Here is an 18065-nt window from a genome sequence, read left to right as displayed (position 1 = left end):
CAAGGTACTGATAAGGAGCAAGTTATGCTGGAATTTTTCATCTTGCTGGTGGTGCTGCTGGTGATGGCACTGACCGGTTTTACCCTGGTAGCCATGTTGTTGGTGAGCGGCCTGTTCGTGTTGCTTGGGGCGCTGGGTGGCATGCTTGCTCTGATCATCAAGCTGGCTCCCTGGTTGCTGCTGGTGCTGGCGGTTTGCTGGCTGATCAGTAATCGCAGCAAGCGTTCCAATACCTACCTCTAACCCGCCTGAGGTTGTGTAATACGTTGTGCAATGCTCCCTGATTTCCCCTTTCCGGCCACTCCTCGAGTGGCCTTTTTTGGCCTGTCGTCCTCAAGGCTGGGTTGCTGCGGGTAACCACTGGGGGCTCCAGCTCTGCCAAAGAGCCGGGCTGTGGATCAGCTGCTCCTTGAAGGATTTCGGCTGCTGCTTGAGGCGATATTCCATGCGCAGGGCCACCCCCTTCTCGCCGACTTCCTGTTGCCACGCCAGCGTCAGTGGCCCCTTGCCGCGCAGGGCTCGGGAGCCCTTGCCACTCTGGTGCTGGCGCAGACGGCGCAGCGGGTCCGTGCTGATCCCGGTATAGAGCTGGCCGGTAGCAGTACGCACCATATAGACAGACCAGCGGGAAGGGGTGGCTGGTTGCGGCGCCGGTGTGGTGGTCGCGGGTTCTCTCATTCGAATTCTCTGTGCCAAACTCAAAGGCAGCTCAAGGAGGTGCGATGAGAGTCTGGTTCTGGTTGTGGTTACTGTTGTCGGTCCCGGCTAAGGGGGAGACGATCCGTCTCTACGATTACCATCAGCATCCCCCCTTCAATACCGGAGTGGATGCCGGACTGAGCCGCGAGCTGGTCAAGTATCTCAATGAAAAGCTGGGGGGTGAACCCAGAATCGAGCTTTGGCTGGTCAATCGGGCCAGACTGGCGCTGGAGATGTCGGATCCTGCTTTCAACGGTCTGGTCGCCTGGGTCAATCCGGCCTGGATGGGGGATCCCCAGCGTGAACGTTACCTCTGGAGCTTTCCCATCATGCGCGATACCAACGAGCTCATCTCCAACAGTGAGCACCCCATCACGTACCGGGGACCTGATTCGCTCAAGGGGTTGGTGTTTGGCGGGGTGGAGGGCTACCGCTATCAGGGGATCGATGATGCAGCTGGCCGCGGCGAGCTGGTGCGTCAGGATGCCAAGAGGGTGAAAACCAATCTCGATCTGCTGGTTCGCGGTCGCATCGATGTGACTCTGGTCAGTGGCTCGTCACTGAGCTTTTTCATCGACTCAGAGCACTATCGGGGCAAGCTGTTTATCTCGCCCTTCCCCCAATCCAGCTATACCCGCCATATCCTGCTGCCCAAATCCCGCGCCGATCTCCATGGCAGGCTCAACGACATTGCCGAGCAGATGGACAAGGATCCCCGCTGGCACAAGGTGCTGGAATCCTATCGTGGTACGCCCTGAGGGCTGCGCTTGAGCCGGTGCAGTGGCAACAGGCTCACCAGCAGACCAGCCCAGACGAAGGCGAATCCGACCGCCTTGATGGGGTCCGGCGCCTCACCAAACCAGTAGATGGCGAGCAGGAAGGCGAGGCTGGGCTCGATATATTGCAGCAGCCCCACAGTGCTCATCCGGGTTCTCGCCACCGCATAGCAGAACAGCCCCACCGGCAGCAGGGTGGCGGGCGCACTGCCCATCAGCAGCAGCTTGTCAGCCAAATCCCCGTTCACGAATGCCCCTTCCCCGTGCCACGCCAGCGTGCCGATGATGATCAGCGCGACGGGCAGTTGCACCATGGCTTCCAGATAGAGGCTGGTGCCGGTGTCGTAGTGGATCTTCTTCTTGATAAGGCCGTAACAGGCGAAGTTGGCCCCCATGATGAGGGAGAACCAGGGGAGCTGGCCGTAGCAGAACAGCATATAGGCGAGCCCCGCCAGCGCCAGGGCGACCGCCAGATGCTTTTGCGGGGTGAGCCGTTCTTTGAGGAAGATGACGGCGAATACGATATTGAACAGCGGGGTCATAAAGAAGGCGAGGCTGGTGGTCAGCACTTGCCCGGTAGTGAGGCACCAGGTGAACATGCACCAGCTGATGGACATCACGGGGCCAGCCAGCAGAATGAGGCCGAGCTGGCGCGGCTCGCTGCGCAGTTGTGCCCAGGGCACCTTGTGGCCAAGCAGCAAAAACAGGGCACCCAGCAGCACTACAGACCAGAGCACCCGGTGGGAGATCAGCTCCCACATGTTGACCTCGGGCATGAATTGATAATAGAGCGGCAGCATCCCCCACAGGATGAAGGAGAGGGTCGCGGTGCCGGTACCTAGCCAGTTTTTCATTATTTTCCGTTTATTAAATTAAACACCCATGGCGATAGTAGGGGGCGCGCCCTGTTTCCACAAGAGGGAAAACAGGGAAATGCTGGTACTATCAACGTCATGCAGCGTATCGATAAGTTGTTTGAGCAAATCAGGGCCTGCCGTCTGTGTGAGGCTCATCTGCCGCTGGGGCCTCGTCCTGTGATCCGCGGAGCCGAGAGTGCCCGCTTGCTGATCATCGGTCAGGCGCCCGGTACCCGGGTGCATGCCAGCGGTATCCCGTGGGATGACCCCTCCGGTGACAGACTGCGCCATTGGCTCGGGGTCGATAAGGCCACCTTTTACGACCAATCCCGCATCGCCATCATGCCGATGGGGCTCTGCTATCCCGGCAGGGGAAAATCTGGCGATCTGCCACCGCGCCCCGAATGTGCGCCCACCTGGCACGACAAGGTGCTGATGCTGTTGCCCAATATCGAACTGACCCTGCTGATCGGCCAGTATGCACAAGCCCATTACCTGCGGGGGGCGGCCAAAGGGTCACTCACCAAGAGGGTACGCAGCTGGGCCGACTATGGCCCCGGCTGGCTGCCGTTGCCGCACCCTTCACCGCGCAATACCCTCTGGCTCAGGAAGAATCCCTGGTTCGAGGATGAGATCGTCCCCCATCTGCAGCAAGGGGTCGCTCCTCTACTGGAGCGACCCTGAGCGTTTAAACCGCCGCTTCGGCCAGCGGTTTGGGTTTGCTGCGGGCCATGGCCACCAGCGGCAGGACGATGCAGATACAGCCCAGCAGCAGCGGCAGCCCCGGCTGCTCGTCAAACAGCCATACCCCGACGGCCACCGCCATCAGCAGGCCGGTGTACTCCGCCGAGGCAATCTTGCTCGCCTCCGCTTTGCGATAGGCCACCACGCACAAGCCGGCATAGACCATGATCAGTGCCGAAGAGCCGAAGGCGGGCCACCACATCTGCCACTGCCAGTCGCCCCCTTCCCACAGTGCCAGCGCCAGGATGAAGGGCATGCTCAGCACATTGGTGAAAAACAGGGTCTGGGCGATGGGCTGCTTGAGCGGGATCCGCTTGATCAGCAGGTTGTTGAGCGCCATCGACAGCGCCACCCCGAGCGCCGCCAGCGCAGCCCAGTTAACCTCGCTCGGGCGCAGTACGATCAATACCCCGATAAAGCCGATAACCGCAGTCAGTACCTTCTGGCGCGAGATCGCTTCTCCTGCCATCCACACCGCCAGCGGCACCATCATCAGGGGCGCGGCATAGAAGAGGGCATTGGCGGTGGCGAGGGGCAGACGGGTAAGGGCGACCACCATCAGGCAGACGCCGACCGCCCAGATATGGGCCCGTAGCAGGTGCCACTTGATGGCCACCGGCGGGTTGCGGCGCCATGACCAGAGCAGCCAGGGCATCAACAGGAGGGCGGCCGAGAGCTGGCGGAAAAAGACAAACTGGAAGATGGGCTGATCTGGCTCCAGCACCTTGACCAGCGCATCGGAAAAGACCGCCACCATATTGCCCAGCACCAGATAAAGGATGCCGATCCCTACTGCATTCATACCACCTCCCACTTCAGATGCAAGGAGGGTAGCGCGGGGGGCGTTATCCAGTAAAATGATAAAAAATGACCACTCATGAGATATTTAGATAATGAAGCTGCCTCCCCTGCGTGCGGTGCAATATTTTGAAGTGGTGGCCCGGCTGCTCAGCTTCTCCCGCGCCGCCCTGGAACTGAACGTCAGCCAGAGTGCGGTCAGCCACCAGATCCGCCTGCTGGAGGATTTTCTCGGTGAGCGCTTGCTGCTGCGTCAGGGGCGGTTGCTCTCGTTGACTCCACAGGGGGAGAGCTACTTTGAGGGGATTGCCGCCGGGCTCAGCCAGATTGCCCAAAGCAGCGAACAGTTGCGTGGCGGGGCCCAAATGCAGTTGCGTCTTGCGGTCTACAGCTCGTTTGCGGTGAAGTGGTTGATCCCCCGCCTGGCCGGATTGCGCCAACTCTACCCAGAGCTGGATTTGAGTCTGGAGATGGTGGCGGAAGATCCCGAGCTATCTGATCGAGTGGCGGACTGTTTTATCACGGTATCACCCCATGGGCGTGGCTATTGCCACGATCTTATTTATCAGGAGCGGCTCTTTCCGGTCTGCAGTCGCCGCCTGTTGCAGCAGGTGAGCGGGGAGTGGCCTGAGGCTATCTGGCAGTTGCCCCTGCTCTCGGTGCAGTCCATCTACAAGGCGCGGGGGGAGGATTGGCAGCGCTGGGCCAAGGCGGGTGGCTTGGTGATCCCTGACGAGGCGCGGATGCACCACTTCAGCCATGTGCTGTTGGCGATGGAGGCGGCAGCCTGGGATCAGGGGGTGGCATTCGTGAATGACTACATGCTGCGGCCCGATGATCCCCAGCTGGTGGCCTTGCCGGTACACCAGCTGGAGACGGGGGATGCCTTCTACTTTACCTGCAAGCGCTCGCGGGCCCATGAGCCTGCCATCAGCCGGTTGCGCCAGTGGCTGATGATGGAGACACGGCAGAGCATGCCGCTCTAGTCTGCGCCGTTACGCGCGCTTGAATTGGCTCAGTACAAAAAGAGTGGTAGCACAGACGACGACCGAGGGCCCTGCCGGAGTATCTTGATACCAGGAGAGGGTCAATCCACCCAGCACGGCGAGACAGCCGATCAGCGCGGCAAAGCCGGCCATCTGCTCCGGCGTCTGGCTGAAGCGGCGGGCGGTGGCGGCGGGGATGATCAGCAGGGAGGTGATGATCAGCGCCCCGACAAACTTCATCGCCACGGCGATCACCAGCCCTATCAGCAGCATCAAGACGCAGCGCAGCACATCGACCCGGATCCCCTCTACCCGTGCCAGCTCTTCCGAGATAGTCATGGAGAGCAGGGGATCCCACAACCGCCACAGGGTGAGCAGCACCAGCGCGCCCCCGCCGTAGATCCAGAGCAGATCCATCGGTTGTACCGAGAGCAGGTCGCCAAACAGGTAGGCCATCAGATCCACCCGCACGTTATCCATAAAACTCAAGGTAACCAGACCCAGCGACAGGGCGCTGTGGGCCAGAATGCCGAGCAGGGTATCGGTCGCGACCTGCTGGTTGCGGCTCATGATCACCAGCAGCATCGCCATGGCGAGGCAGCAGACCACCACCGCCAGGGTGAGATCGACCTGCAGCAGGATGCCCAGCGCGATGCCGAACAGGCAGGCGTGGGAGAGGGTGTCACCAAAATAGGCCATCTTGCGCCATACCACGAAGCTGCCGAGGGGGCCGGCCAGCAGGGCGATGCCGAGACCGGCCGCGAGGGCGTATAACAGAAAGCTGTCCACTTGAATGTCCTGTTGCTTGCGCTATTTGCTGTGAGCGTTGTTGCGAGAAGGCAGGCGGATGACCGGAGCCTGCGGTTCATGATGATGGTGTTCGCCATCGCAGTGGTGATGATGGGTATAGACCGCTAGCACCTCCTGCTCCGGTCGCCCGAACAGACGGGCAAATTCGGGGTGGCGGGCCACGCTTTCCGGCTCGCCATGACAGCAGACGTGGCGATTGAGGCAGATCACCTCGTGGGTGCTGGCCATCACCAGATGCAGGTCGTGGGAGACCATCAGCACGGCGCAATTGAATTCGGCGGCGAGCTGGCCGATGAGGGCGTAGAGCTCGATCTGGCCGGTGATATCGACCCCTTGTACCGGCTCGTCCAGCACCAGCAGCTCGGGCTTGACCAGCAGGGCGCGAGCCAGCAGCACCCGCTGCATCTCGCCACCAGAGAGCTTCTGCATCCGGTTTTCCAGCAATCCTTCTGCGCCCACCCGGGTCAGCGCTTCCTCAATGGAGAGGCGGCTGTTTTTACCCAGTTGCAAGAAGCGGCGCACTGTTAATGGCAAGGTAGGATCCAGATAGAGGCGCTGGGGCACATAGCCGACCCGCAGATCGCGGCTGCGGATGATCTTGCCCGAATCCGGGGTGAGCAGACCCAGCACCAGCTTGCTCAGGGTGCTCTTGCCCGCCCCGTTGGGGCCGACTAGCGTGGTGATTTTGCCTTTATTGAGGGTAAAGGAGACCTTGTCGAGCACAGAGCGTCCATCAAACGAGAGAGAGACCTCTTTCAGCTCCACCAGTTGACTCATGACAACTCCGGGGTTTACAGCCAGTGAGAGTTATAATATAACAAAAAGTGGCTGTTATATTATCACATACTCACCCTCTGACGAGATTCATTAATGAGAATTATTGCGTTCTTCACTGCCCTGCTGGCGGTGAGTTTGCCTGTTCGTGCCATTGAGGTACTTACCACCATCAAGCCCCTTGGCTTCATCGCTGCGGCGATCACCGACGGGGTGAGCGAGCCCAAGGTGTTGTTGCCGACCGGCGCCTCTCCCCACGATTTCTCCCTGCGTCCTTCCGATATTCGCAGCATCAACGGTGCCGATCTGGTGGTCTGGGTTGGCCCCGAGCTGGAAGGGTTTATGGCCAAGCCGCTGGCCAATCATCCCCATGCTTTGGCCCTGACTCAGGTTGAGGGAATGCCGCTGTTCAACTATGCGACTCAGGATAGCCATGACACCCATGATCATGATGCGCACGATCATGACCACGCTGCCCACGACCATGATGAAGGGCATGAGGGACATCATCACGAAGGGGTCGATCCCCATATCTGGCTTGGCCCCACCCAGGCCAAGGTGATTGCCAAGGCGATCGCAAGCGAATTGGGTAAGCTGGATCCTGCCAATCAAGCCCGCTATGCCGCCAATCTTGCAACCTTTGACGCGAAAGTGGATGCCAAGGACAAGGTGATTGCCGGCCAGATGAAGGCAGTGAACCAGAAGGGGTACTTTGTCTTCCACGAGGCATATGGCTACTGGGAGCGCCACTACGGCATGAGTTCAAAGGGTCACTTTACCGTCAGCCCTGAGCGCCGTCCCGGTGCCAAGACGCTAGTGGAGATCCGCAAGGCATTGGAAGAGAAGCAGGCCAGCTGTATCTATGCCGAGCCGCAATTTTCACCGGCAGTGATCGAATCGGTGGCGCGCAATACCGGCGCCAAGGTGCTGTTGCTGGATGAGGTGGGTGAACAGGTGCCGCTCGGTCCGGATGGTTATCCCCAATTCATGCAACAGCTGGCTGACGCATTTGCCCAGTGTCGCTGATCAGCGGCTGAGCCTCTCATCCGAAGGGACTATACTGACCTCCAGCATCTGACATGGAGTGTCCGGTATGAAATGGTTGTTGATCCCGGCCTGCACTCTGGCGCTATATTGCGCCAGCGTGCAGGCATCGCGTCTTTCTGAATATATTGCCAATCCGTCTCTGCAGGCCAAGTTACAAGAGGTGTATGGCGGCCGCGTTATTCAGCGGGCCGAGGCATTTTCTCGTCTGCTCACCCCCAGAGCGGGTACAACTGACCAGCAGAAGATCGAGCTGGTGAACAACTACTTCAACAATCTGACCTACAGCGAGGATCCCAAGCTGTGGGGGGATGAGGATTACTGGGCCAATCCGCTGGAGTTTATCGGCGCCCGGGGTGGGGATTGCGAGGATTACAGCATCGCCAAGTACTACACCCTGATGGAGCTGGGTGTCGATGAGAAAAAGCTGCGGCTGGCCTATGTCAAGGCGGTTACATATAACCAGTTTCACATGGTGACGCTCTACTTCCCGACCCCCAAATCAGATCCGCTGGTGCTCGACAATATCAACAGCCGGATATTGCCGGGCAGCCAGCGTACCGATCTCATTCCCGTTTACAGTTTCGATGCCAAAAGCATCTGGATCATGAAGTCACGGCGGGAAGGGACGCTGGCCGGGAGTGCCGATCGTTTGGCGCAGTGGACATCAATGCAGACCCGCTTCTCCAGCGAGCAACTGCGCTCCCCCCGCCGCCAGCTATAGCTTGCCTGCCGCTTTCAACTCCTCGAAATATTTCGCCGCGCCCGGATGCTGTTCAATGCTCAGCACCGGGCCGGTTTTATTGCGTGCCCGGTGAAACATATTGGCGTAGCCATAAGTCTGCTCATTGAATTTGGTCTGCTGGGTAAGCATGGCCTTGGTCAGGCGATAGACAGACTCTTCCGGCATGTTTGCATTGGTGACCAGGGTGGCGGCAATGGCAAAGGTGGGGGTCGCCTTCAGATTGCCGGGGTAGATGCGGGCGGGCACCTGACTGCGTTGGTAGTACTTGACCCCCTTAAGCAGTTGATCTCGCACGGTCCCATCTATCGGAAGGAAGGTCACAGCGCAACGTTTGGCGGTGTCGAGCACAATCCGGTTCGGATGTCCCATCACCAGTGCAAATGCGTCGATCTGCTTGCTACAAAGCGCATCCGGCAGGTTGGCCATGCTTTTCAGATCGAGATCCTGCTCTTTCGCTCCCAAGGTGTTGAACAGGGCCAGCGCCGTCTGGCGTGTTCCCGAGCTCTTCAACCCCATATCGATGGGGGCAAGCTTGAGCTGTTCCAGCGAAGTGATATCGCCATCGGCACGGATCACTATGGTGAAGGGCTCGGCATGGGTGGCAAACAGGGCGCGCAGCTCAGGTTGCGGCTGGGTGGCAAAAGGGCCCAAGCCTTTGCTGGCCTGATAGAGCCAGTCAGACTGGACCATGGCATAGGAGACCTCACCGCGTTTCAGGCGTTGCAGGTTTTCTATGGAACCCGATGAGCTCTGCAGTTTGCACGCAAGTTGCTCGTCGACCTCATGGGCCAACCGGCAAAATTCTTTGGTTATCTGGTGATAAATCCCCTGCTCACCCCCGGTGGTGATAGTGACGGTTTCAGCCATCAGGCAGGGTTGCCACAGCAGGGGCAACAGTATGGCGAGCTTTTTCATGATTGCGCCTCCCTGGCATAACCATCGATACCCCAGGTCCGCAGTTTGTCGATGTCGCGACACTCTCCCGATTCTGCCAGCAGGGTATAGCCGGCCGCATGCATGGTCTGGGAGAGCAGATTCCAGTAGAGCGGCGCATCGGTCAGTTGGCAGCTGATAAAGATGGGATTGAGCGGGTCAAGTTGATTGAAGGTATCCGCATTGAGGGGAATGGCACTGAAGGCGAGTTCATAGCCCTGCTCCTGTAGCGCGGCCAGGATGGACTGGCCGTGGGCGGGGAATGTGGCCACATCCCAGCGCCAATCCAGTGTTTTGCCTCGACCCTGACTTAGCAGAGGGGCGATCTCTGACCATTGTGGGTGATTGAGCAGGGAGAGGGGCAGCAAGATCCCTTCTATATGAGAGTGCTGCCACTGCTGCAGCTCGCTCTGGATGGTAGCGAGATTGCTGTCGGCACCGAGGGGCTGGTTGGGCAAGAAACGCTGATAGAGTGCGATCTCCCCTTGGGTGGAGACAAATTTTTGCAGTTGCCCACCTTCCGGCAGCGGGCTCACTCCTTGCAGCGGCTGTGGGGTCGTCAGTGGCAGCTGTTTTCCCAGCTGGGTGATCTTGAGTCGTTGCTGCAGCAGATCCCGTTTTCGTTCGGAAACCAATTGGTTGATGGAAAGTGCCACCTCTTTGAGGTCTTGCAACCAGGGGGTGGGCAGGGTGCTGTTGAACTGGTGTTTGCGGATGCGGATCAGCTGCAGGTTGATCTGCTCCAGGGGCTGCAGCAGGCGTCTGCATACCAGGGAGATGATCAGGGTAAATACGACGAGGCCCGCCAGCAACGCCAGACCGGTGCGGCTGATGGCATTCCACAGATGCTGATAGGCGTAGCCGCTATGTCCTTCAAGGGTCAGAGTGCCCAGCATGCGCCAGCCATCGGTCAACTCTTGCTCAATCTTGACGGGGGGCATGCCGATAACCGAGGGAAGCCAGCCGGGGACATTTTGCTGGGTAGAGTGAAAGACCTTTTGAAACAGCAACTGGCCATCAGGGTCGATCAGGGTGACCGAGCTGACGAAGCCGCCATCGAACATGGCATTGACGATGGTCTCGGCCAGCACATTGTCGTCATTGAGCAGGGTGCCTTGCAGCACCAGCCCGAGCGCTGTGATGGCTGTTTCCAGGTTGGCTGACATCTGGTCGAGGATGGATTGGCGGACTGTTGTGACTTCCAGCGCAAACAGCAGCGCCGCACCGATCAGGAACAGGACGATAATTATTCTGGTTAACAGTTTTGCTAACGACATATCCACCCCATGGAAAAGTTATCGCAACATATTGGGTTTTTATTCAGAGTCGAATCCGACCCGGTTCTTAAAAATAGGAAAAAATGGTTAAAAAAGACGATCATTTCTGCCCATCCGGGCGGGTTATGCATAAAATGTGAGGTTCATGCAGATTGTGATGAACTATTTGTAACTTTTTGTGTCCAACAAATAGTTTTATACGGTTCTGTCACAACTGACATCGCAACTGACACTCTTTAGATCTAAATACAGGATAGCGGATGAAACGTCTCCGTCCCTTGGTAGTTCAGGCTGCCAATTGGGAACCACCGGTTCCCCGCAAACACTTTTACGCCATGCTGATGCTGACGGCCATGACCCTGTCAGCAGTGGCATTATTGCCAGCTCCGGGTGACATCCTTGAGCGGCCACTGCGTCTTGAGTTACCCATTGATACCGCCGGTACGGCAACCAACGAAAACAACACCGACTTTAACGAAATTCCCGATCACGAACTGGTTGATCAGAGTGCGCCGGATGATGATATCCCGGTTGACACCGCCCCCCAGTGGCAGGATTACTGGGTTCGTAACGGCGAAAACCTGACCGCCATTTTTAACAATCTCGGTCTCTCCACCACCACCCTCTACAAGGTGCTGGATGCTGACAACAAGAAGTATCTGGCGCGCCTCAAGCCGGGCCAGAATATCGAGCTGCTGATCGATCAGGACAACATCCTGCAGCAGCTCAAGATCCGCCTGAACATCAAGCAGACGTTGGTGATGGCACGCAGTGATGATGTCTATAGTGCCTCCATGATCAATGAGAAGGTCGAGTGGCAATCGCAGCGTTACAACGGGGTGATCAACGGCAGCTTCTATGTCAGTGCCCGTAATGCGGGGATTCCTGCCAGCCATATCCAGAAGATTGCCAACCTGTTTCAGTGGCGGATGAATTTTGCCCAGGATCTGAAGAAAGGTGACACCTTCAAGGTGCTGGTTCGTCAGGAAACTGTTGAAGGCAAGAGCACTGGCAATAGCCAGTTGCTGGGGGTAGAAATGATGAGCCAGGGCAAGACGGTGTCGGCCTGGCTCTCCGATGACGGTAACTATTACGATGGTCAGGGTAACAGCCTGGAGCGGGGTTTCCGCCGCTACCCTACCCACAGCCGCTATCGGATAAGCTCCCATTTCAACCCTGCTCGCAAACATCCGGTAACCGGTCTGGTGCGTCCTCATGAGGGGACCGATTTTGCCCTGCCTGTTGGGACGCCTGTACTGGCGACCGGTGACGGCGTGGTGCAAAAGGCGACTAGCCACCCACTGGCGGGCACTTATATCGTCATCAAGCATGGCCGCACTCTCTCTACCCGTTATCTGCACCTGAGCAAGCTGTTGGTCAAGCCGGGGCAGCGGGTAAAAATGGGTGACAAGATTGGCCTCTCTGGTAACACGGGTCGATCGACCGGTGCTCACCTTCACTATGAGCTGCGGATCAATAACCGCCCGGTCAATGCCATGACCGCCAAGCTACCGATGGCTGAACCGCTCAGTGGCAAGGAGCGTCGCCAGTTCCTGGCCAAGGTGCAAAACTATCGCAAGGAACTGGCTGCAGGTTGAGCTCTGTTTTTGATGTTCGAAAATGCAAAGGCCCCGTCAAAATGACGGGGCTTTTTCATCCTCAATCGGGGTTAATAGCCCTTGTCGAAGTCGATTCGGCCATCCAGTGGTTGGCCGTCGAGAAAGCGGATGTAATTGCGGACAAAGATCTGTGCTACATCTTCCGGGAAGCTGTAGGCACTGTTGTGGGGAGTGACAATGAGGTTGGGTTGTCCCCACAGCGGGCTATCGGCGGGAAGTGGCTCCTGTTCGAACACATCGAGCACTGCCATGGCCAGCTTGCCGGTGCGCAGTGCCACGAGCAGATCACCCGAGTGAACGGCGCTGCCACGGCCAACGTTGAACAGGATGGCGCTCGGCTTGCAATGCTCGAAGCGGGCGGTATTGAACAGGTGGCGGGTATCACGGGTGGCAGGCAGCACGCTGACGATCACATCTGCTTGGGTCAGGATTTTGTTGAGTGCAGGCAGTTGGTAGACCTGATCAAAACTGGCGCGCTCCCGACCGGTTCGGCTGATGCCCAGTACTTTCATGCCGAAATGTTTGCCGGTGTGGGCGATATGCTGGCCTATGCTACCGGTTCCCAAGATCAGCATGGTTTTTCCCTCTAGCCCTTGATAGGGGTGGCTTTGCCATACTCTCTGTTTCTGCTGTTCCCGATAGCGGGGCAATTGGCGGGTCAAATTCAGCAAGTGGCCAAAGACATACTCGCTCATCAGCGGGCCGAAGATGCCGCGGACATTGGTGAGCTGGTAGTCGCGCCGGCTGTCCGAGTCGAGCAGTACATCCACACCGGCATAGGTCGACTGAAGCCAGCGCAGTTTATCCGCTTTTGGCAGCAGTGGCTTGGCGCGGGCCGGCTCGGCCATCAGGATATGAGCCTCACCGATCAGCTGTTCGGCCTCGCTCTGATTGTCGGCCCGCAGAATGCGTAAATGGGGGAGGTGGGCGGCCTTGAGCAGGCGTTCGTAGTGAGCATTATCCTGGCTGAGCAAAAGAAGGGTACGTTGGCTCATACTCTTGTTCCTTATCAGAATTTGCGGCGCGACAAGATGCCGCTCTCGATCCATCTTACCTGACTTCATATTGCAACATAGCCGACCAGGGCGCTTTTTCGTTTTCGCCGCGCCCCTCGTGGGCTACAATCTGCCCCACATTTTGCAAAGGATCCGACTCCAGTGTTTGGTGACAAGTTTTATAAGCGACTGGCCGAGCTACAGCCTTGGCAACAGACCGTCTACACCCTGGCGCTGGCAGAGCGCATGTACCCCAACTATGCCCTGTTCTGTCAGGCCTCCGGTTTTGGCAATGCTGGCGCTTTCCGGCATGCGCTGGATCAGATGTGGGTCTACCTCACCGTCAAGGGTTCCAGAGTCAATTTGGGTTCCATCCTGGAAGAGTTTGAGGCCCATATTCCGGATCCCCGCAAGTTTGAATCCTACGGTGCCTATCCTGCGCTGGATGCCTGCGTTGCGCTGGGCTGCGCCTATAACTCGGTGATCTGCCGGGTCGGCGAAGAGGCCAACGATGCCAGCCATGCGTCAGTGGGTACCGTGGCCGGTTTTATCGAGCTGCTGGAGGAGCGGGATCTGACCGAAGAGGAACTCTACGAGCACGCGTACATGGAAGCCGAGCTGGAGTTTCAGGTTGAGCTGCTCAAGCGGGTGGCCCATGAGCGTGACAGTGACCGTATCCTGGCTATCAGAACCTTCGCCTCTCAGGATGGCGTTTCCAATATCGGGATCAGCCTGGAAGAGTAATCCTCTGTGGCCCCAGGTATAAAAAAGCTCCCGGTCGGGAGCTTTTTTATACCTGAAATTGTTCAGCCGCTTATGCCTGCTCTTCGGTGAGGGGTCTGACGCTCAGGACCGGAGCGGCATCTATCTCGTCGGCATTCATCATGGTGGAGATGCGTTGCAGGGAGGAGAGCAGCAGGGTTTGCTCCCACGCTTCCAGTGCCTGAAAACGCTGAATGAAGCGCTCTTGCAGCGGGGTCGGGGCTTGAGCCAACAGGGCGCGGCCTGCGTCAGTCAGTGTCGCGTGCACCTTGCGCTTGTCGGTATTGCTGCGAACGCGCTGCACCAGTTGGCGGCTCTCCAATCGGTCCATGATGGTGGTGGCGGTAGCTTGGCTCATGTTGGTGTGATCGGCCAACTGGCGCATGGAGATCTGTCCCAGCTCGTCGATCCCTTTGAGCAGCAAGAGTTGCGGGGAGGTGAGCCCGGCTTCTTTGATTAAGCGCTTGGAGTGCATGTCGATGGCACGAATAATCTGGCGCAGGGCGACCAGCACTTCATCATGTTTTTCCATGGGGTGTGCGTCATTGGAGGGCTATGGAGAGGCGCAAAATTTTCCGCCCAATTCGTCACAAGGTCAATATTGTTTTTGCTGTAATCATTTCTGCTCTAATTAATTCTGTGTTAGGTTGTCGGACATTTCACGGAATTCACCCTGACATTTGAGGAGCTAAATGATGAATGACGAGCTGGATATCAAGTCTCTGGTGGCCGAGTTACGTGTGGTCAGAGTGCGTTATGAACTGCCTGATACCTCTGCTTTTGTCCGCTATCAGCCCGCCTACGATGAAGACCCCAACAACCTCAAGGTTCACCACTATGACGGCGAACTGCCGCTCTCCTGTAGCGAGACAGGTACTTTTAACCTAAAGGAGTTGGTAAATGAATTGCGCTACGCCTATGTGCTGGTGCACCTCTTTCCTGACGAAAGTGCCATGAACTTCTATCTGACCGGCCTCGATACCGGCCTGGCCCAGCTGGAGTTCATCGGCGGCTCCTACGACTTCAATCGCCTCTGGATCACCAGCGGTATCTCCAATCTGGGGGTTCCCATGGCCATCTTCCTTGGCAAGCGTCACGCCGTGAATGGCCAGCCCTCGGTTTCGCTGGTGGATCACCGCGAACAGGCAGCCGGCAAACTGGTCTATCGCGCCATCGGCGGTGCCGGTGATCATGTGGGCGAAGACTTTTTCAACAACGACTAAGGAGGCTGGATGCGAGCAAGCAAAGGGCTATTGAAAGGCCTCAACCCGACCATGGCCATGACGGCCCTCACCGTGATCACCCTGTTTTTGCTGTTTGGCGTATTTGTTCCCGACACCGCGGCCGCCTGGTTTGTCGGTGCCAAGGATCAGATTATTGCCGGGTTCAAGTGGTACTACATTTTGGTGGTCGCCCTGTTCCTGTTCTTCGCTGTCTACCTGATGTTCAGCCGTTTTGGCAGCATCCGGCTGGGTGACGACGACCAGGTACCGGAGTTCGGCTACTTCGCCTGGTTTTCCATGCTCTTTAGCGCGGGCATGGGGATCGGGTTGGTGTTCTGGAGCATCGCCGAGCCGATGTATCACCTGCAGGGTAACCCTTTCATTACCGAAGGGATGACCCCGGAAGCGGCCCAGATCGCCATGCGTCTCACCTTCTTCCACTGGGGTCTGCACCCCTGGGCCATCTATGTGATCGTCGGTCTGTCGCTGGCCTTCTTCAGTTATCGCCGCAAGTTGCCGCTGGCTATTCGCTCCGTGCTTTACCCCATTCTCGGTGAGCGGATCTACGGTTTCTGGGGCCATGCGGCCGATGTGCTAGCGGTGTTCGGTACCGTGTTCGGGGTGGCGACCTCCCTTGGTCTTGGGGTCTCCCAGATGAATACCGGCCTCAACCAGATGTTCGGCATGGACGTATCGCAGTCCAACCAGCTCTGGCTGATTGGCGGTATCAGCCTGATCGCCACTCTGTCGGCGGTTTCCGGGGTCGGGCGCGGGGTGAAGATCCTCTCCGAGCTCAATATCTGGCTGAGCGTGTTCGTGCTCGCACTCTTTCTGGTGCTGGGGCCGACCACCTATATCCTCAACGCCTATGTGCAGAACATCGGCGATTACCTGCAGAACATCGTCAAACTGAGCTTCTGGACCAACACCGAGGCCAACGGCACTTCGGCCTGGCAGTCGAGCTGGACGGCGTTTTACTGGGGCTGGTGGATTGCCTGGGCACCGTTTGTCGGCATGTTTATCGCCCGCATCTCCAAGGGGCGCACCATCCGCGAGTTTGTGCTCGGTGTGCTGTTGGTGCCCTCGCTGCTTGGCATGTTCTGGCTCACCGTGTTTGGCGGCACGGCGATGAATCTGGAGCTGTTTGGCGGTGGCGGCGTGGTTGCTGCGGTCAATCAGGATGTGACGCTGGCGCTCTACAAGACGGTCGAGCTGTTGCACTGGGAAACCTTCGGCTGGATCGCCAAGGCCGTGTTGACCCTGCTTATCTGCACCTACTTCATCACCTCCAGTGATTCGGGCACGCTGGTCATCACCACCCTGCTCTCCATCGGTGATCAGGAGCCGCCGGTACTGCACCGCGCCGTATGGGGTCTTGGGCAGGGGCTGGTTGCCGCGATCCTGCTGGTCTCCGGCGGCCTGGCAGCCTTGCAGGCGGCCAGCATCATAGCGGCGCTGCCCTTCTCGGTGATCATGTTGGCGATGTGCTATTCGCTGATGCTGGGGCTCAAGCAGGAGAGTCAGCGCCAGTTCGAGTATCGCCAGAACCTCAAGCGCCACGATGGCTCATCCCATATGAGCTTGATGGAGCGAATTGGTCCGGCATAACGGCACCAGCAGGGGTTAGCACCCCCCTCACATATCAATCTGGATGCAAAACGGCCGCCCTGGCGATGCTCTACTTGTGGAGCTCATCATCAGGGCGGCCGTCTGTTATGGGGCCGAGGTTACTCCTCGATAAAGGTCCACTCATCCTTGATGCGGCTAATGGCATCAGTGCGCTTTTTGGCGAGCTGCTCCTTAATCTCTTCTCCCTTGTAACCGGCCGCCACTATCTCTTTCACCGGCACCGCCTGGGCGGCAGCCAGGGCTTCGGCCACATAGTCCGGCTCGGCGTAGACCCGCTCCTCGAAACCGGTACGGCCATGGAAGTCGGCGCGGCAGGCATCCAACAGCTGGGCAAAGCGCTCGGGACGGCGCCAGGCATCCGCCTTGTCGAACACCTTGAGCAGGGTGGCGGGCTTGAGCTCAAAGGCGATATGGATGTGGGTGTGCAGATCGCTCACCAGCAGCGCCAGATCCCGGCACTCGTTGGGTACCCTGAACCGCTCGCACAGGGCGCGAATAAGCGGCAGCCCCTTCTGGCCGTGACCGTGATGGCTGGGCCAGAACTCCTTGGGGGTTACTCCCTTGCCAAGGTCGTGGCAGAGGGCAGCAAAGCGGACGGTCAATTCCGGGGAGATCCGGCACGCCTGCTCCAGCACCATCAGGGTGTGGATGCCGGTGTCGATCTCCGGGTGCCACTTGGCCGGGGCGGGGACGCCGAATAGAGCGTCGATTTCGGGGAAGAGTGCCTTGAGGGCGCCGCACTGGCGCAACACCTCGATAAAGATCTGCGGGGTCGGCCCCAGCAGCACTTTTTCCAGCTCCTTCCATACCCGCTCCGGCGTGAGGTGGGCCAGCTCGCCAGCGGCCGTCATTTCGCTCATCAGGGCGAGGGTCTGTGGCGCTATGACAAAGCCCTGAGCGTGGAAGCGGGCGGCGAAGCGGGCGACCCGCAGGATGCGCAACGGATCTTCGGCAAAGGCGGGGGAGACGTGGCGCAGCAGCCGTTTTTCCAAATCCTCAATGCCACCGTAGGGATCGTGGAGCTCTCCCTGATCATCTTCGGCGATGGCGTTGATGGTGAGATCCCGGCGCAGCAGATCCTGCTCGAGCGTCACATCGGGGGCGGCGTGGCAGACAAAACCGGTGTAGCCCTGACCCTGTTTGCGTTCGGTACGGGCGAGGGCATACTCCTGCTGGGTCTTGGGGTGCAGAAATACCGGAAAGTCGCGACCGACCTGGGTAAAGCCCAGCGCCAGCATCTGCTCCACGGTGGCGCCGACCACCAGATGATCCCTGTCGCCCTGCGGCAATCCCAGCAGGCGATCCCGCACTGCGCCCCCAACCAGATAAGTCTGCAAACCGTCTCTCCCGTTATCAATCATGGGGCCGAGTATATCGTCTTTGTGACCGCTTTG

Annotated in this window: 20 protein-coding genes; 10 read left to right on the top strand and 10 right to left on the bottom strand. The window is 58.4% G+C overall.

The genetic code is table 11. The features are described 5' to 3' along the window. Positions 1-24 precede the first annotated feature (24 nt). Positions 25-243: an envelope stress response protein PspG gene (gene pspG, locus BN1117_RS00470; RefSeq protein ID WP_005335871.1), complete on the top strand. Its 219-nt coding sequence runs from the start codon at positions 25-27 to the stop codon at positions 241-243. Between the two features lie 90 nt (positions 244-333). Here the strand turns inward: pspG and BN1117_RS00465 are convergent, their stop codons facing one another. Continuing rightward, positions 334-678, bottom strand: a complete 345-nt coding sequence (locus BN1117_RS00465) for a GIY-YIG nuclease family protein (protein ID WP_040093985.1) — start codon at positions 676-678, stop codon at positions 334-336. Positions 679-722: 44 nt separating this feature from the next. On the opposite strand from BN1117_RS00465, the gene BN1117_RS00460 reads away from it, so the two are divergent. Beyond that, positions 723-1457 (top strand): substrate-binding periplasmic protein, encoded by a 735-nt coding sequence (locus BN1117_RS00460; protein WP_040093983.1) that lies wholly within the window; start codon positions 723-725, stop codon positions 1455-1457. On the opposite strand, the gene rarD is transcribed toward BN1117_RS00460, so the two are convergent. Then, positions 1439-2329: an EamA family transporter RarD gene (gene rarD, locus BN1117_RS00455; protein WP_040093981.1), complete on the bottom strand. Its 891-nt coding sequence runs from the start codon at positions 2327-2329 to the stop codon at positions 1439-1441. The two genes, BN1117_RS00460 and rarD, sit on opposite strands and share 19 nt — an antisense overlap. Before the next feature lie 99 nt (positions 2330-2428). On the opposite strand from rarD, the gene BN1117_RS00450 reads away from it, so the two are divergent. Further along, positions 2429-3016, top strand: a complete 588-nt coding sequence (locus BN1117_RS00450; RefSeq protein WP_040093979.1) for a uracil-DNA glycosylase family protein — start codon at positions 2429-2431, stop codon at positions 3014-3016. Positions 3017-3020: 4 nt separating this feature from the next. Here BN1117_RS00450 and BN1117_RS00445 read toward each other — a convergent pair whose 3' ends face one another. Beyond that, complete coding sequence (locus tag BN1117_RS00445) at positions 3021-3878, bottom strand: DMT family transporter (protein ID WP_040093976.1); 858 nt, start codon at positions 3876-3878, stop codon at positions 3021-3023. Between the two features lie 91 nt (positions 3879-3969). On the opposite strand from BN1117_RS00445, the gene BN1117_RS00440 reads away from it, so the two are divergent. Then, positions 3970-4860, top strand: a complete 891-nt coding sequence (locus BN1117_RS00440) for a LysR substrate-binding domain-containing protein (RefSeq protein WP_040093974.1) — start codon at positions 3970-3972, stop codon at positions 4858-4860. A 9-nt stretch (positions 4861-4869) separates the two neighbouring features. On the opposite strand, the gene znuB is transcribed toward BN1117_RS00440, so the two are convergent. Both znuB and znuC read right to left on the bottom strand, forming a co-directional pair. Further along, entirely contained in the window at positions 4870-5649 is a 780-nt protein-coding gene (znuB, locus tag BN1117_RS00435; protein WP_040093972.1) for a zinc ABC transporter permease subunit ZnuB, read from the bottom strand. Between the two features lie 21 nt (positions 5650-5670). Then, complete coding sequence (znuC, locus tag BN1117_RS00430) at positions 5671-6447, bottom strand: zinc ABC transporter ATP-binding protein ZnuC (RefSeq protein ID WP_040093970.1); 777 nt, start codon at positions 6445-6447, stop codon at positions 5671-5673. Between the two features lie 93 nt (positions 6448-6540). Here znuC and znuA point away from each other — a divergent pair, with 93 nt between their 5' ends. Further along, positions 6541-7470: a zinc ABC transporter substrate-binding protein ZnuA gene (gene znuA / locus BN1117_RS00425; protein WP_040093968.1), complete on the top strand. Its 930-nt coding sequence runs from the start codon at positions 6541-6543 to the stop codon at positions 7468-7470. A gap of 67 nt (positions 7471-7537) precedes the next feature. Then, positions 7538-8212 (top strand): transglutaminase-like cysteine peptidase, encoded by a 675-nt coding sequence (locus BN1117_RS00420; protein ID WP_040093966.1) that lies wholly within the window; start codon positions 7538-7540, stop codon positions 8210-8212. On the opposite strand, the gene BN1117_RS00415 is transcribed toward BN1117_RS00420, so the two are convergent. Next, complete coding sequence (locus BN1117_RS00415) at positions 8207-9148, bottom strand: TAXI family TRAP transporter solute-binding subunit (RefSeq protein WP_040093965.1); 942 nt, start codon at positions 9146-9148, stop codon at positions 8207-8209. The two genes, BN1117_RS00420 and BN1117_RS00415, sit on opposite strands and share 6 nt — an antisense overlap. Beyond that, complete coding sequence (locus BN1117_RS00410; protein WP_040093963.1) at positions 9145-10443, bottom strand: LapD/MoxY N-terminal periplasmic domain-containing protein; 1299 nt, start codon at positions 10441-10443, stop codon at positions 9145-9147. The genes BN1117_RS00415 and BN1117_RS00410 overlap by 4 nt, the downstream gene beginning before the upstream one ends. A 260-nt stretch (positions 10444-10703) precedes the next feature. Here BN1117_RS00410 and mepM point away from each other — a divergent pair, with 260 nt between their 5' ends. Continuing rightward, complete coding sequence (gene mepM, locus BN1117_RS00405) at positions 10704-12041, top strand: murein DD-endopeptidase MepM (RefSeq protein ID WP_040093962.1); 1338 nt, start codon at positions 10704-10706, stop codon at positions 12039-12041. Positions 12042-12112: 71 nt separating this feature from the next. Here mepM and BN1117_RS00400 read toward each other — a convergent pair whose 3' ends face one another. Next, a complete protein-coding gene (locus BN1117_RS00400) occupies positions 12113-13057 on the bottom strand; it encodes a D-2-hydroxyacid dehydrogenase (RefSeq protein WP_040093960.1) in 945 nt (314 codons plus the stop codon). Positions 13058-13219: 162 nt separating this feature from the next. Here BN1117_RS00400 and BN1117_RS00395 point away from each other — a divergent pair, with 162 nt between their 5' ends. Then, positions 13220-13801 carry a YjaG family protein gene (locus tag BN1117_RS00395; RefSeq protein WP_040093958.1) on the top strand — a complete coding sequence of 194 codons (582 nt, stop codon included), beginning with the start codon at positions 13220-13222 and terminating at the stop codon, positions 13799-13801. A 70-nt stretch (positions 13802-13871) separates the two neighbouring features. On the opposite strand, the gene BN1117_RS00390 is transcribed toward BN1117_RS00395, so the two are convergent. Next, positions 13872-14351, bottom strand: a complete 480-nt coding sequence (locus tag BN1117_RS00390) for a MarR family winged helix-turn-helix transcriptional regulator (RefSeq protein ID WP_040093956.1) — start codon at positions 14349-14351, stop codon at positions 13872-13874. A gap of 163 nt (positions 14352-14514) precedes the next feature. Here BN1117_RS00390 and BN1117_RS00385 point away from each other — a divergent pair, with 163 nt between their 5' ends. Both BN1117_RS00385 and BN1117_RS00380 read left to right on the top strand, forming a co-directional pair. Next, on the top strand, positions 14515-15042 hold the full coding sequence (locus BN1117_RS00385; RefSeq protein WP_005335836.1) for a hypothetical protein: 528 nt from the start codon (positions 14515-14517) through the stop codon (positions 15040-15042). Between the two features lie 9 nt (positions 15043-15051). Next, positions 15052-16650, top strand: a complete 1599-nt coding sequence (locus BN1117_RS00380) for a BCCT family transporter (RefSeq protein ID WP_040093954.1) — start codon at positions 15052-15054, stop codon at positions 16648-16650. Positions 16651-16769: 119 nt separating this feature from the next. On the opposite strand, the gene BN1117_RS00375 is transcribed toward BN1117_RS00380, so the two are convergent. Further along, entirely contained in the window at positions 16770-18008 is a 1239-nt protein-coding gene (locus tag BN1117_RS00375; protein ID WP_040093952.1) for a multifunctional CCA addition/repair protein, read from the bottom strand. Positions 18009-18065: the final 57 nt, after the last annotated feature.

The organism is Aeromonas australiensis (assembly GCF_000819725.1).
In the GTDB taxonomy this organism is placed as follows: Bacteria; Pseudomonadota; Gammaproteobacteria; order Enterobacterales; family Aeromonadaceae; genus Aeromonas; species Aeromonas australiensis.
The sequence above is the reverse complement of the archived record's forward strand: the minus strand, read 5'-3'. Positions and strand labels throughout refer to the sequence as shown.

Coding starts and splice junctions, on each gene's coding strand:
- mepM (WP_040093962.1), top strand. CDS start 10,704: ATGAAACGTCTCCGTCCCTTGGTAGTTCAGGCTGCCAATTGGGAACCA.
- BN1117_RS00460 (WP_040093983.1), top strand. CDS start 723: ATGAGAGTCTGGTTCTGGTTGTGGTTACTGTTGTCGGTCCCGGCTAAG.
- BN1117_RS00415 (WP_040093965.1), bottom strand. CDS start 9,148: ATGAAAAAGCTCGCCATACTGTTGCCCCTGCTGTGGCAACCCTGCCTG.
- pspG (WP_005335871.1), top strand. CDS start 25: ATGCTGGAATTTTTCATCTTGCTGGTGGTGCTGCTGGTGATGGCACTG.
- BN1117_RS00465 (WP_040093985.1), bottom strand. CDS start 678: ATGAGAGAACCCGCGACCACCACACCGGCGCCGCAACCAGCCACCCCT.
- BN1117_RS00410 (WP_040093963.1), bottom strand. CDS start 10,443: ATGTCGTTAGCAAAACTGTTAACCAGAATAATTATCGTCCTGTTCCTG.
- znuC (WP_040093970.1), bottom strand. CDS start 6,447: ATGAGTCAACTGGTGGAGCTGAAAGAGGTCTCTCTCTCGTTTGATGGA.
- BN1117_RS00400 (WP_040093960.1), bottom strand. CDS start 13,057: ATGAGCCAACGTACCCTTCTTTTGCTCAGCCAGGATAATGCTCACTAC.
- BN1117_RS00450 (WP_040093979.1), top strand. CDS start 2,429: ATGCAGCGTATCGATAAGTTGTTTGAGCAAATCAGGGCCTGCCGTCTG.
- BN1117_RS00390 (WP_040093956.1), bottom strand. CDS start 14,351: ATGGAAAAACATGATGAAGTGCTGGTCGCCCTGCGCCAGATTATTCGT.
- BN1117_RS00420 (WP_040093966.1), top strand. CDS start 7,538: ATGAAATGGTTGTTGATCCCGGCCTGCACTCTGGCGCTATATTGCGCC.
- BN1117_RS00385 (WP_005335836.1), top strand. CDS start 14,515: ATGAATGACGAGCTGGATATCAAGTCTCTGGTGGCCGAGTTACGTGTG.
- BN1117_RS00445 (WP_040093976.1), bottom strand. CDS start 3,878: ATGAATGCAGTAGGGATCGGCATCCTTTATCTGGTGCTGGGCAATATG.
- BN1117_RS00380 (WP_040093954.1), top strand. CDS start 15,052: ATGCGAGCAAGCAAAGGGCTATTGAAAGGCCTCAACCCGACCATGGCC.
- znuA (WP_040093968.1), top strand. CDS start 6,541: ATGAGAATTATTGCGTTCTTCACTGCCCTGCTGGCGGTGAGTTTGCCT.
- BN1117_RS00440 (WP_040093974.1), top strand. CDS start 3,970: ATGAAGCTGCCTCCCCTGCGTGCGGTGCAATATTTTGAAGTGGTGGCC.
- rarD (WP_040093981.1), bottom strand. CDS start 2,329: ATGAAAAACTGGCTAGGTACCGGCACCGCGACCCTCTCCTTCATCCTG.